The sequence below is a fragment of the Marinobacter sp. es.048 genome (genome assembly GCF_900188435.1).
Lineage (GTDB): Bacteria > Pseudomonadota > Gammaproteobacteria > Pseudomonadales > Oleiphilaceae > Marinobacter.
Genome location: NZ_FYFA01000001.1, coordinates 1,060,008 through 1,073,347 on the forward strand (window position 1 = coordinate 1,060,008; position 13,340 = coordinate 1,073,347).

Annotated in this window: 12 protein-coding genes; 1 reads left to right on the top strand and 11 read right to left on the bottom strand. The window is 59.1% G+C overall.

Annotation, left to right across the window (positions count from 1 at the left end; genetic code table 11):
- The first annotated feature begins 7 nt into the window (after positions 1 to 7).
- On the top strand, positions 8 to 1,375 hold the full coding sequence (senA, locus tag CFT65_RS04830; RefSeq protein ID WP_088826865.1) for a selenoneine synthase SenA: 1,368 nt from the start codon (positions 8 to 10) through the stop codon (positions 1,373 to 1,375).
- A gap of 25 nt (positions 1,376 to 1,400) precedes the next feature.
- Here the strand turns inward: senA and CFT65_RS04835 are convergent, their stop codons facing one another.
- The 11 genes from CFT65_RS04835 to aroQ form a co-directional block, all read right to left on the bottom strand.
- Positions 1,401 to 2,975 (bottom strand): cation:proton antiporter family protein, encoded by a 1,575-nt coding sequence (locus CFT65_RS04835; protein ID WP_088826866.1) that lies wholly within the window; start codon positions 2,973 to 2,975, stop codon positions 1,401 to 1,403.
- A gap of 109 nt (positions 2,976 to 3,084) precedes the next feature.
- The gene (locus tag CFT65_RS04840; protein WP_088826867.1) at positions 3,085 to 4,023 is read right to left on the bottom strand and encodes an alpha/beta fold hydrolase; all 939 of its coding nucleotides are present in this window, start codon (positions 4,021 to 4,023) and stop codon (positions 3,085 to 3,087) included.
- A gap of 129 nt (positions 4,024 to 4,152) precedes the next feature.
- Positions 4,153 to 5,439 carry a phosphoribosylamine--glycine ligase gene (gene purD, locus CFT65_RS04845; RefSeq protein ID WP_088826868.1) on the bottom strand — a complete coding sequence of 429 codons (1,287 nt, stop codon included), beginning with the start codon at positions 5,437 to 5,439 and terminating at the stop codon, positions 4,153 to 4,155.
- Between the two features lie 12 nt (positions 5,440 to 5,451).
- The gene (purH, locus tag CFT65_RS04850; protein ID WP_088826869.1) at positions 5,452 to 7,032 is read right to left on the bottom strand and encodes a bifunctional phosphoribosylaminoimidazolecarboxamide formyltransferase/IMP cyclohydrolase; all 1,581 of its coding nucleotides are present in this window, start codon (positions 7,030 to 7,032) and stop codon (positions 5,452 to 5,454) included.
- A 78-nt stretch (positions 7,033 to 7,110) separates the two neighbouring features.
- Positions 7,111 to 7,428 carry a DNA-binding transcriptional regulator Fis gene (fis, locus tag CFT65_RS04855; RefSeq protein WP_008170934.1) on the bottom strand — a complete coding sequence of 106 codons (318 nt, stop codon included), beginning with the start codon at positions 7,426 to 7,428 and terminating at the stop codon, positions 7,111 to 7,113.
- The gene (gene dusB / locus CFT65_RS04860; RefSeq protein WP_088826870.1) at positions 7,425 to 8,423 is read right to left on the bottom strand and encodes a tRNA dihydrouridine synthase DusB; all 999 of its coding nucleotides are present in this window, start codon (positions 8,421 to 8,423) and stop codon (positions 7,425 to 7,427) included. The genes fis and dusB overlap by 4 nt, the downstream gene beginning before the upstream one ends.
- Before the next feature lie 224 nt (positions 8,424 to 8,647).
- Positions 8,648 to 9,892 (bottom strand): DUF3426 domain-containing protein, encoded by a 1,245-nt coding sequence (locus tag CFT65_RS04865; RefSeq protein ID WP_088826871.1) that lies wholly within the window; start codon positions 9,890 to 9,892, stop codon positions 8,648 to 8,650.
- A gap of 61 nt (positions 9,893 to 9,953) precedes the next feature.
- Positions 9,954 to 10,850, bottom strand: a complete 897-nt coding sequence (gene prmA / locus CFT65_RS04870; RefSeq protein WP_088826872.1) for a 50S ribosomal protein L11 methyltransferase — start codon at positions 10,848 to 10,850, stop codon at positions 9,954 to 9,956.
- A gap of 2 nt (positions 10,851 to 10,852) precedes the next feature.
- A complete protein-coding gene (accC, locus tag CFT65_RS04875) occupies positions 10,853 to 12,199 on the bottom strand; it encodes an acetyl-CoA carboxylase biotin carboxylase subunit (protein ID WP_088826873.1) in 1,347 nt (448 codons plus the stop codon).
- An 18-nt stretch (positions 12,200 to 12,217) separates the two neighbouring features.
- Positions 12,218 to 12,676, bottom strand: coding sequence for an acetyl-CoA carboxylase biotin carboxyl carrier protein (accB, locus tag CFT65_RS04880; protein WP_088826874.1), 459 nt, complete (start codon positions 12,674 to 12,676; stop codon positions 12,218 to 12,220).
- A gap of 27 nt (positions 12,677 to 12,703) precedes the next feature.
- The gene (aroQ, locus tag CFT65_RS04885; RefSeq protein ID WP_088826875.1) at positions 12,704 to 13,144 is read right to left on the bottom strand and encodes a type II 3-dehydroquinate dehydratase; all 441 of its coding nucleotides are present in this window, start codon (positions 13,142 to 13,144) and stop codon (positions 12,704 to 12,706) included.
- Between the last annotated feature and the right edge of the window lie 196 nt (positions 13,145 to 13,340).

Consider the following 13,340-nt stretch of genomic DNA (forward strand, 5'->3'; position numbering starts at 1 on the left):
GTTGGCGATGACGGCGATTGAGCGAATCGATCAGGCAAAGGCGGAATTGCTGGATCAGCTGCAATGGACAAGGAAGCGTACCGAGACTCTTGTGTGTTCTCTTCCCGAGACCGCGCTGGACGTTCCATACCATCCGGGCGTCAATCCGCCGCTTTGGGAAATGGGGCATGCGGCCTTCTTCTACGAGGTCTTCGTATTCAACCTGCTGGATGGCACACCGAGCCATGATCCTGCCATGGACGACCTTTGGGATTCGTTCCATATCGAACACCAGGATCGATGGAACCGGGAGTTGTTTCCCGGGCGGCGGAAAACCCTCGACTATTTCAATCTCATCTATGATCGAGTTGCAGAACGGATCGAGAAGCAGCCGTTAACCGACAAGGCCCGTTACCTCTACCGCTACGCAATCTACCACCAGAACATGCACATCGAGTCGATGATCTGGTGCCGTCAGACCGTTGGCTACCCGGCTCCGCCGGGCACTGATTTTTACCGACCGGCGCCAGGTAAGTCGCATCAGGGAGATGCCTATGTTCCGTCAGGAGAGTGGCTGATCGGGATGCCGGGTGAGTCCGGGCATTACGCCAGTGACGATTTTGCCTTCGACAATGAAAAGCCATGGTTTACTGTGAAGCTGGAGTCGTTCGCGATTTCAAAATGCCTGGTCAGTAACCGGGAATTTATGGAGTTTGTGGAAGACGGTGGCTACCGGCGGCCCGAGCTCTGGTCTTTTGGTGGGCGGAAATGGCTCCAGACCGAAACCGATGTTGCCCTGGTTCACAACAGTGACGAGCCTCTTTTACGGACGCCCCGCCACCCGCTTTACTGGCGCTGGCATGATGAGCAGTGGCAGGAGCGCGTGTTCGATCGCTGGCAGCCGCTCAATCCCGATGCACCGGTCACTCACGTGACATTCTGGGAGGCGGAGGCCTGGTGCCGTTGGGCAGGGCGTCGGTTGCCGACGGAATACGAGTGGGAAGTCGCGGCTCTGGGCAATCGCCCGGGCGAGCCCTTCCGGCGTTTTCCCTGGGGTAACTCGGCGCCGACCGGGCAGCTGGCGGATCTCAACGGGCGTGCCATGGCGCAGAACCCGGTGTTCGACTTTCCTGCGGGTGACAGTCCCTTCGGCTGCCGGCAGATGACTGGCACGGTCTGGGAGTGGACCGGCGATCAGTTCCTGCCCTACGACGGTTTCAAGGTGGATATGTACCCTTTCATGTCCACTCTGCAGTTCGGTGATCACAAAGTCACCAAGGGCGGCAGTTGTGCAACGTCATCCTGCCTTATCCGGGGTACCTATCGGCAGGCCTATCTCCCGCTTCGGAACGACGTATACACTGGCTTCCGAACCTGCGCGCTCGAACAGGCCTGAACGTCGGCTGTATGCGCCGATCCAGTTACTCAGGTTTGCTGACCACCAGGGATGGTTTGGCGGGCTTCTTATCGATCACGTGGCTGGCCAGGGCCACGCCGGTTTCGCTCATGGTCAGGTAGGCTTCATCCGCCCCGGCTTCCCGGATCTGTTTCGCCTCATCTTCATACATGGTGTGGGCCACGATAAAGCCTTTGAAGCCAAGTTTCCGGAGCATTCGTGCGGCAATCAGCTTGCCTTCGATGTCACCCATCGCAAGGATCACCGACTGCACCGCAGGCATGTGCAACCCGTTCCAGAAGGACGCATCCTCGGCATCAGCAAAGACCACGTTGCGGCCTTCTTTCTGATGTTGCTCGGCCTTTGCCGGGTCTGAGTCGAGTCCAATCAGTTTGGGCTGATCATCACAGAGCCAATCGTAGGCAGCGGTTCCGGTGCGTCCCATGCCCATGATCAGTACCCGGGTATCGCCCAGTGACAGCGGCTGTTCATCAGGGTGGTGCTTGCTGCCCTCAAACCGGCTGAGGTCTTGGGAGTAACGCTCGTAGAGGCCATGTGCGAAGCGGTTGATGGGGGCAGAAACCAGGAAAGACAGTGACACCGAAATGGCCAGAGGAACCAGCCACTCAGGCAAGGCAACGCTCGCGACAATAAGGCCGAATTCGCTGTAGTTGGTAAGTGCCAGGGCACTCAGGAAGCCGCTGCGCGCCCGTAAACGGAAGGCCAGCAGCAGGAAGAAGAACAGGATGCCTTTCAGCGGCAGGACCAGCCCTGCAATGATTGCGAAAATGAGCGCATCCTCGTCGGGCAGACCGCCAATGCCAATCTGTAGGAAGAAACCCACCAGGAACACTTCCTTGACGCTCCACAGCGACTTGGAGAGTTCCTGTGACCGGGGGTGATTGGCCAGCATGGCACCGAAAACCAGGGCGCCCAGCTCTGAACTGAGACCGACCGCCTCGAAGCCAAGCCCGCCCACAACAAGCGCCAGAAGCAATCCCAGGAGCACCAGCAGTTCGTCGTGGCCGCTGGCATCGAGCAACCGGAACAGCAGCGGGCGAAGCAGGGGAAGCCCGAATACAATCAGGGCCCATTCGGAGGGCGTTTTGCCAGCGGCCAGGCTCATGACGACCAGGGCAATCAGATCCTGCATGATCAGGATGCCGATGGCGACTCGTCCGTGGAACGCCCGAAGTTCCCGTTTGGATTCAAGCACCTTGGCGGCCAGCACCGTGCTCGAGAATGACAAGGCGATGGCCAGCATCAGCGCAGTCGACCAATCGAGGTCCATCAGCAGGTAGACACCGGGGGTGAATACCGCGCAGGTGATGCCAAAGTGCAGCAGGCTGCCGCCAATCACTTCCGGGCTGACGATGGATCGGAGCTTCAGCTTCAGCCCCACGGTGAACAGCAAGAGGAGGACGCCAAGGTGCGCGATGTGCTGGAGAACGTCGGTCTCCTCAATCACAACGCCGGTTGCCTCGGCAATGCCACTGAGCACGAAGCCGGCCGCCAGATAGCCAACAAGGGGAGGGAGGCCAAAGAGCTTGACCAACAGGCCAAGGCCAAAGGCAAAGGTAATCCAGATCGCTTCAGGCATGAGGTATCAGTTCGGACGTCAAAAGCACAATGGTTGCTAGGCTACCCTGTTTTGCCGTGCCCTTGTAGTCGCTGAAGGTGGAATGTGGATACGATTGCTTGAACGGGCATCACTCAGCCTGCTGCCCGATAAATGTCCGGAACAGTTCTGCTGATTGTGTCGGGGCCTCCACCATCGGTGCGTGGCCGATGCCTTCCATCAGTTCCAGCCTGGCATCCGGGATTGCTGCCGCGAACACCTCGCCGTTTCGGTAGTTGATCACCCGGTCTTCCTTGCCCCAGATGATCAGGACCGGGGCCTGGATACGGGTAATGGCATTACGGAAGTCTGACTCGAAACCGGCATCCCGGATTGCCGCAAAAATGACCTCGTTGACGTCCCGATTGGCGATGGCCCGTTCTTCCATGACACCCATGATTGGCCAGGGCACAAAGGGCTCTTTCTCAAGTGCAAACTCCATGAGCCGCTCGAAGTCACCGGGCTTCTTGGGGATCAGGGGGTTGTCCCCCTCCATCACCAGATCCACCAGTTCGCTTTCATATTCCAGAATGCCGGCAGGATCGAAGAGTACCGCTGACTTCACTTTCCCGGGATAGTTGGCCGCATAGAGTGCGGTAATCGCACCACCCATAGAGTTGCCCATGATGTGGGTATCCTCGACCGACAGTGCCTCCAGAATCTGGGCAACGTACCCGGCCTGGTCTTCCAGGCGGTAGCCGATGTCCAGTGGCTTGCTGCTCTCACCATGCCCGGGCAGGTCGATGGCATAGACGTTGAAGTCGTCAGTCAGGTGACCGGCCAGCCGGGTCCAGTTGTCCTTGTTGGCCCCGAAGCCATGGATCATCACAATGGTGTCGCCATTAACCGCCTGGTGGTTCCTCAGGTAGGCGATCTCCAGGTTATTGACGGCCACGGTATCCGCTGTGAGGCCTGCCGAGGAGCGTTCAAGCCCGATGGCTGTCTCGTAAATACCCTGACGTGAACAGGCGCTCAAAAGCAGCGAGACAGTCACTACAAAAAAAAGATTCAGTATAAAGGGGCGCTGCATTGCTGGGGTCCTCGCGGGCGGCTGATCGGCATCCATGGCGTGGCGTTTACATTACCCCATAAAAAAGCCCGGTCAATGACCGGGCTGCGTTTTCGCGGACTGGTTTTAGCTCAGTCCCATTTTTCGGGTTCAGGACTGCTCTCGGGCAATGGCCCGGAAAGCGATGTCCTTGCGATAGAACGCGCCATCCCACTGGATCCGGGAGGCCAGTTCGTAGGCCCGTTTCTGGGCCTCGGTAACGGTGTTGCCAAGTGCCGTGGCACAGAGCACCCGACCACCATTGGTAACCACCTGGTCGCCGTTGAGGCGGGTACCGGCATGAAACACTTTCTCGCCTTCGGTCTCGGTGTCCGGCAGACCGGAAATGGTATCGCCCTTGTTATAGCTGCCCGGGTAACCACCCGCTGCCAGCACGATACCGACGGAGGCGCGGTCATCCCATTCGGAGTCGCACTGGTCGAGTTTGCCGTCGATGGCCGCGTCGCAGAGTTCCACAAGGTCAGACTTCATCCGCAGCATGATCGGCTGGGTTTCCGGGTCGCCAAAACGGCAGTTGAACTCGATCACCTTGGGGGTGCCGCTGTTATCAATCATCAGGCCGGCGTAGAGGAACCCCTTGTAGGGATAGCCCTCGGCCGCCATGCCGCGCACGGTCGGATAGATCACTTCATTCATAATGCGCTGATGAACATCGGCGGTAACCACCGGGGCCGGCGAGTAGGCGCCCATGCCACCGGTATTCAGACCGGTGTCGCCATCGCCCACCCGCTTGTGATCCTGGGAGGTGGCCATGGCCAGAACATTCTCGCCGTCCACCATCACGATAAAGCTGGCTTCTTCGCCTTCCAGAAACTCTTCGATGACGACACGGCTGCCGGCATCGCCGAACGCGTTCCCGGCCAGCATGTCGCGGATTGCATCTTCGGCTTCTTCCAGGGTCATCGCAACGATCACGCCTTTGCCGGCAGCCAGGCCATCGGCTTTGACGACGATCGGAGCGCCCTGCTGGCGAACATAGGCCAGGGCTTCGTCCACATCAGTGAAGTTGCCGTAGCCGGCTGTCGGGATCTTGTGGCGGTCCAGGAAATCCTTGGTGAAAGCCTTGGAGCCTTCGAGCTGGGCAGCGCCGGCGCTCGGGCCGAAAACCCTCAGGCCACGCTGCTCGAATTTATCCACAATGCCTGCCACCAGAGGAGCTTCGGGGCCGACGATGGTGAGTCCCACGTTGTTGGTTGCGGCAAAGTTGGCCAGGCCGTCCAGGTCCATCACGTCGATGTCGACATTTTCCAGACCGGTTTCCCTTGCCGTGCCGGCGTTGCCGGGCGCCACAAAAACACGGTCTGCCTTGGGGGATTGAGCGGCTTTCCAGGCCAGGGCGTGTTCACGGCCGCCGGAGCCAATAACGAGAATATTCATGTTGGTAATCCCTCAGTGCCGGAAATGACGCATGCCGGTGAAGACCATGGCGATGCCGTGTTCGTTGGCCGCATCGATCACTTCCTGATCACGCATGGAGCCGCCAGGCTGGATCACGGCGGTAATGCCCGCGGCTGCGGCAGCGTCAATGCCGTCCCGGAACGGGAAGAAGGCGTCGGAGGCCATCACTGAACCTTTCACTTCCAGGCCTTCATCGGCGGCCTTGATGCCGGCAATTTTGGCACTGTAGACCCGGCTCATCTGGCCGGCACCAACGCCGATGGTGCGACCGGCCTTGGCGTAGACAATGGCATTGGATTTGACGTACTTGGCCACTTCCCAGGCAAACAACAGGTCATTGAGCTCCTGCTCGGACGGCTGGCGCTCAGTCACCACCTTGACATCCTCCATGGCCACCATGCCCAGGTCCCGGTCCTGAACGAGCAGACCACCGGTCACGCGCTTGTAATCCATGGAGCGGGCACGGTCACCGTCAAATTCGCCGCAGGCCAGCAGGCGCAAGTTCTTCTTGGCGGATACCAGTTCCACCGCTTCCGGGGCCACAGTGGGCGCGATGATCACTTCCACAAACTGGCGATCTATGATGGCTTTGGCGGTTTCCGCATCCAGCTCGCGGTTGAAGGCGATGATGCCGCCAAAGGCCGACGTGGGGTCGGTGGCGAAGGCCAGATCGTAGGCCTGACGGATGTCGGCGCCGATCGCCACACCACAGGGGTTGGCATGTTTGACGATCACGCAGGCCGGATCCGCGAAGGGCTTTACGCATTCCAGGGCGGCATCGGTATCGGCAACGTTGTTGTAGCTGAGTTCCTTGCCCTGAAGCTGTTTGGCCGTGGCCACGCAGGCTTCCTTGGGGTTGCGCTCGGCATAGAACGCGGCGCGCTGATGCGGGTTTTCGCCATAACGCATGTCCTGGACCTTCACGTACTGGGCGTTGAAGGTGCGGGGCAAATCAGCGTTGTCGTTATCCGGAGTGCGGCCACCCAGGTAGTTGGCGATGGCGCCATCGTAGCCAGCGGTGTGCTCAAACGCCTTGACTGCCAGATCGAACCGGGTGTTGTAGCTCAGTTGGCCATCGTTGGCATCCAGTTCTTTCAGGACCCGGCTGTAATCATTGGCGTTGACCACGATGGCGACGTCGTTGTGGTTCTTCGCGGCGGCGCGAACCATGGTGGGACCACCGATATCAATGTTCTCAATGGCGGTCGCCAAGTCACAGTCCGGCTTTGCCACGGTCTCCTCGAAGGGGTAGAGATTAACTACAACCATATCGATGGGACTGATGCCATGCTCGGACATCACCGTATCGTCAGTGCCCCGGCGACCGAGAATCCCGCCATGGATCTTCGGGTGAAGGGTTTTTACCCGGCCATCCATCATCTCGGGAAAACCGGTGTAGTCAGAGACTTCAGTTACCGGGATGCTGTTTTCTTTCAGGAGCCGGTAAGTGCCACCGGTAGAGAGCAGCTCAACGCCGCGTTCGGTCAGGGCTCGGCCGAATTCGACGATGCCGGTTTTATCACTCACGCTGATCAGGGCGCGACGGACGGAGGTGTTAGCCTGGTTTGCCATGGGTCACTTTCTTCGCTGGAGATGAACGAATAAGGGCCTCGCGAATGGTGTCCGGGAGGCCCTCTTCAAATGTCTGGATTATAGCAGACCGTACTGCTTCAGTTTCTTGCGCAGGGTCCCGCGGTTCAGGCCCAGCATGGTAGAGGCCTTGGTCTGGTTGTTGCGGGTGTATTTCATCACCTGTTCAAGCAGCGGCGCTTCCACTTCGGAAAGCACCAACTGGTAGACCTCGGTCACCGGAGCGCCGTCCAGCTGGGCGAAGTAGTTTTTCAGGGCTACCTCAACGCTGTCGCGCAGGGTCACGGTGTTGCCGCTGCTGTTCACCGTTTGCAACTGATGAATATCATCGTTGGCCGGGGTGCTCAGGTTGTCGTTTGCCAAAGTCTCAGCGCTCATGCTGCGAATACCTCTCCATTTCGTAAGCCTGCAAAATACCGTTGAATCGTGTCTCTCTGCTCCAGCGCATCGTCGATGGCGTTGAAGCGTTTGCTGAACTGTTTACCCGGATCGTGGGACTGCAAGTACCAGCCCACGTGTTTTCTGGCAATACGCACACCCATGGTCTCGCCATAGAAGGCATGCAGGGCCTGGAGATGCTCGGTCAGAATATCCTCGACCTCATCCAGCTCCGGTGCGGCCATGTGGCTGCCGGTTTCCAGGAAATGCCGGATTTCCCGAAAAATCCAGGGGCTGCCCTGGGCGGCACGGCCAATCAGCAGGCCGTCGGCGCCGGTATGGCGAAGCACGTCCCGGGCTTTCTCCGGTGATGTAATATCCCCGTTGGCAAACACCGGGATGCGGATGCGGGACTTCACATCGGCGATGGTGTCGTACTCGGCGTTGCCCTCGTATTTGTCCGCACGGGTCCTACCGTGAATGGCAACAGCCTGAATGCCGGCATCTTCCGCCATCCGGGCAATGACCAGTGCATTGCGGTTGTCCCGGTCCCATCCGGTTCGCATCTTGAGCGTAACGGGGATTTCCACCGCCTGAACCACCGCCTCAAGAATCTCGCGAACCAGGGCTTCATCTTTCATCAGGGCAGAGCCGGCAGCCTTGTTACAGACCTTTTTGGCCGGGCAGCCCATATTGATGTCGATGATCTGGGCGCCGAACTCTGCATTCTGACGCGCGGCGTCGGCCAGCATTTGTGGATCACCGCCGGCAATCTGCACCGAGCGGGGTTCCGGCTCACCCTGATGGTTAAGGCGTGTCCGGGACTTGCGCGTATGCCAGAGTTTGCTGTCCGCTATGACCATCTCCGACACCGCCAGACCGGCACCCAACCTCCGGCACAGCAGACGGAAAGGGCGATCTGTTACGCCCGCCATGGGCGCAACAATCAAAGGGTTGGGCAAGGTGTACGGCCCGATTTTTGCCGTTGGCAGCATGATCTGAGTCCGTGTCACAGCGGGTTAAGCAAGGGTCGGGCTGAGCGGCTGTTCAATAAGTAACCGATCCAGCATCCGAAGGGCGGTAATGATACCGCCGGGTGGACCATGATTGAAGGGGCTGGGCGGTGAAAAAACTGATTATTTTTCGCCCTGTCTGGTTGACTTTCGTTCTGTGCGATGACCGTCGGGAATAGCTGTCGAGTAAATACTTCCTTACTGCATCAGGGTGCGTGGGGGCGGAAGAGGATGTTGTAATTGACCGCATCACGGCCCGGATCCCGGATGTTGATGGCAATGCGCACGGGTGTATCCGTGGGCATGGCGTCCAGCTCCCGGCCTTCGCCGGCCAGGTATTCTTCGGGCGTGAACAGGCTCTGGGCAACAACATCGCCATTCAGGTTGGAGAAGGTCAGTGCGATCGCGGGAAAGGGCTGTTCGAAGTCGGCCCGGTTGATAATGACGGCATCGACCACCAGTTGGGAACGGTTTTCCGGATCGGTCCGTACCACCAGTTTCCGGCTCTGTATCGCTTCAACATTGATCAGCGGTTTGAGTTCACAGCCGGCCAGTTCACAGCCTTTTTCATAGAATGGCCGCAGCTCGGGAATGGCCGACAGGCGGTCGAACTGGAACCAGGTGACCTGGGCGATAAGAACACCGATCAGGCCCAGCACAATAACGCTCCATACTATGGTCCGGACGCCGCCTCTGCCGGAATCGACGGCAACTGGGTCGCGACGCAGGTCCCGGAAGGGCGGGTCGGCATGGAAGGCGTCCGCTGGTCGATCCGGTTCATCGAAATCGAAACCGGATTCGTCGACAAAGTCATCGAACGGGTCGGAATCTTTGGCCGGCCGGGCGCCAGTGGAAGAGGGGGTTTCGGTCTGCTCAAACACCGGTTCCTCTTCGAGGCTCAGCTCAGGGCGAGGCTCTGGCCTCTGCTCCGGTTCAGGAGCGGTTTCCTCGGGCTCTGGTTCGGGGGCTGGCTCGGGGCGTTGGGGGACAGAGGGTTTCCGGGATGGTGGTTCGTCATCCTGAAGAATGGCTTCGGCCCAGCTTTCATCGACTTGCTCATCGGAAGTGTCGGTGTCAGCGTCCCTGTAGTCTGCTTCGTCGCGCTCATCAAAGCTGCGAAAGCTGTCGCTTAACTCGTCATCAGAGAAGGTCAACTTGGTGCCGGCGTAACGGCCTTCTGCCGCATCCTCTTCCGGATTGTCGGCAAAGACAAAATCTTCCTCGCTGACACCGGAGCTGGCTGACGATGGGGTGTCTGCCGGTTTCTCGGGGGCGGGGGAAGTGTGTGGCTTCTCTCCACCGCCAGGGATAACCTGGTGTTCGATGGCATTGAACACTTTCATGCAGTTCCCGCAGCGCACCTTGCCCTTGGCAATGCCAAGCTGTTCTTCGGTTACCCGGAATCGGGTCTGGCAATTCGGGCACTGTGTCTGCAGGCTGCTCTGGGTCATGCTTCTTCCTGAAAGCGACTAGGCTACGAGTGTCGGAGTTTAGTCGTTAAGACCGGTTTCGTCATCTGTCGTGGCGCCGTCCTGTGAGGCGTATCCACTCTTCTCGCTGCTCGGGCTCGTCCATCACGAACCAGGGCTCATAGGCGGCCATGACTTCGCGGGCCTGGCTGGACAGTATGCCGGACAGCACCAGGTCGCCGCCAGGCCTGGTCCGGGATGCCAGGTGAGGGGCAAGGCCGATCAGAGGCTGGGCCAGAATGTTGGCGAGCATGATGTCGGCTTTGGTCTCGGGTTCGTTGTCTGGCAGGAACAGGTCGAGCCTGCTGTCTTCAACGCCGTTGCGACGGGCGTTTTCCCGGCTGGCTTCAAGGGCCTGCGGGTCAGTATCGACACCAATGACATGGTCTGCGCCAATGAGCAGGGCCGCCAGACCCAGAATGCCGGAGCCACAGCCGTAATCGATCACCTGTTTGCCATGGGGGTCCTGACCGTCGAGCCATTCCAGGCAAAGTGCCGTGGTTGGATGAGTGCCGGTACCGAAGGCCAGGCCGGGGTCCAGCATCAGATTCGCCGCATCGGGGTCCGGGGCGTCATGCCAGCTGGGAACAATCCAGAGCCGCTCGCCGAATTTCAGGGGCTGGAAATCGTCCATCCAGGCCCGTTCCCAGTCCTTGTCCTCGACCAGCGCCACTTCGATTTCGGGAAGCGCCTGTTGGGTCTGCTGGTGCCAGGCGTCCCGGATATCGGCACAAAGCTGTTCGATATCCCGGCCGGACTCGAATAGTCCGGTCACGGTGGTCTGGCTCCAGAGAGGGGTGGTGCCGGGGTCCGGCTCATAAAGGGGCTGGTCGGCGGCATCCTCCATGGAGACGGCGTCAGAGCCCATCTCCATGAGCAGATCTTCCAGCTGATCCGCGTTGTCCGGATCAGCCGGGATCTGGAGTTGTATCCAGGGCATGATTAATCCCGCATCAGTTTCTCAAGGTAGTGGATGGTGAAGTCTACCTGTTTAAAGCCACCATCGCGTACCAGTTTCCGATGCAGGGGCTGGTTGGTCTTGATACCCTCGACCACCAGTTCGTCCAGGGCGTTCTTCATGCGCCGTCGTGCGATCTCACGGTCATCGCCCCAGGTGATCAGCTTGGCCACCAGGGAATCGTAGAAGGGCGGAACCGTGTAACCGCTGTATAGGTGGGAATCGACGCGGACGCCATTGCCGCCGGGGGCGTGGAAATGGGAAACCTTGCCCGGGCTGGGAACGAAGGTTTTCGGGTCTTCCGCGTTGATCCGGCACTCAATGGCGTGGCCTGAAATGCGTATATCATCCTGGGTGTACTGCAGTGGCAGGCCGCTGGCGATGCGGAGCTGTTCGCGGACAATATCCACACCGGTCACCATTTCGGACACCGGGTGTTCCACCTGGACCCGGGTGTTCATTTCGATGAAATAGAACTCGCCGTCCTGGTACAGGAATTCGAAGGTACCGGCGCCTACATAACCGATTTCCTTGCAGGCATCGGTGCACGCCTTGAGGGTTCGCTCCCGGGATTCCGGGTTGATGTTCGGGGCCGGGGCCTCTTCGATTACCTTCTGGTTCCGGCGCTGCATGGAGCAGTCGCGGTCGCCCAGATGAATGCAGTTGCCGTGCATGTCAGCAAGAACCTGGACTTCGACGTGTCGTGGGGTTTCCAGGAATTTTTCCAGGTACACGGTCGGGTCGCCGAAGGCATTCTTGGCTTCACTCTGGGTGATCTGGACACCTTTGAGCAGAGCGGCTTCAGAATGGACCACCTGCATCCCGCGACCGCCGCCACCGGAAGCCGCCTTGATCATGACGGGGTAGCCGATTTCGCGGGCAATCCGCAGGGTCCGTTCTTCGTCGTCATCCAGTGGGCCATCCGATCCCGGCACGGTCGGAACGCCAGCCTTGATCATGGCATTGATGGCCGACACCTTGTTGCCCATCAGTCGGATGGTTTCGGCCTTCGGTCCGATAAACCGGAAGCCGCTTTTCTCAACCTGCTCGGCGAAATCGGCGTTCTCGGCAAGAAAGCCGTAGCCGGGATGGATACCGACGGAATCAGTGACTTCCGCAGCACTGATAATGGTCGGGATATTCAGGTAGCTGTCGGTGGCACTGTTCGGGCCAATACAGACCGACTCGTCAGCCAGGCGCACATGCATCAGATCACGGTCGACCTGGGAGTGCACTGCCACGGTCTTGATGCCCAGTTCCTTGCAGGCGCGCAGAATCCGGAGGGCAATTTCACCCCGGTTCGCGATCAGTACTTTCTCTAACATGGCCATGAGTAACTATTACCCCGTTCAGGAAATGGCGACCAGGGGCTGGTCAAACTCAACCGGCTGGCCATTCTCGACCAGGATCTCCGTGACGGTTCCGCTTTTGTCCGCCTCGATCTGGTTCATCATCTTCATGGCTTCCACGATGCAGACTACATCACCGACATTGACGGTCTGGCCGACTTCCACGAACGCCTTGGCAGTGGGCGATGGGGAGCGATAGAACGTGCCTACCATCGGGGACTTCAGGGTATGGCCGGTCGGGGCGGCAGGTGCGGAGGACTCTTCCTCAGCCGGAGCCGGGGCGGCAGGCGCAGCGGCCTGGGGTGCCGGGGCCGGATAATGGCTCATGTACTGAGGGGCGGCGGCCGGCTCGCGTCGCCGGGAGATGCGTACCGAATCGTCGGCTTCGTGAATCTCCAGCTCCTCAACGTCAGATTCCTCGAGCAGCTCGATCAGTTTCTTGATTTTACGAATATCCATAGTCAGTTCAGTCCCGTTTTGTCAGGTCTATCGGTGAATGCGTTTCAGGGCCGCCTGGAGTGCGAGGTCGTACCCCTGGCTACCCAGCCCACAGATAACGCCTTTGGCGATATCCGAGAAATAGGAGTGATGCCGGAACGGTTCCCGTGCATGCACGTTGGAAAGATGCACTTCAATGAAGGGGATCCCCGAAGCCAGCATGGCATCCCGCAGGGCAACACTGGTGTGGGTGAAAGCCGCCGGATTGATGATGATGAAATCCACGCCTTCCGCCCGGGCCTCGTGAACCCGCTCAATCAGTTCGTACTCGGCGTTTGATTGCAGGTGCAGCAGATGGTGGCCGTGCTCTGCCGCCATTGACCGCAAGCGGTCGTCAATGTCCGCCAGTGTCTCGTAACCATAGACCTCCGGCTCGCGTGTGCCGAGCATGTTGAGGTTGGGTCCATGGAGTACGAGAATTGTCGACATGGTTCTGTCTGCCTTGATGTCTTTTTACAGGATCGCCGAATTTAACGGCATGTTCCCCCAATGGTGCGTGCTTGTTTTGTTCAGATCAACACTTTTTGACAATCTTCCCTGTTGTCCATTGGTCGTAAAAAGACGGCAAATGAATCGAAACGGTATCTTTCCGCTGATGACAATCATTGTCGTGAACGGCGTCCTG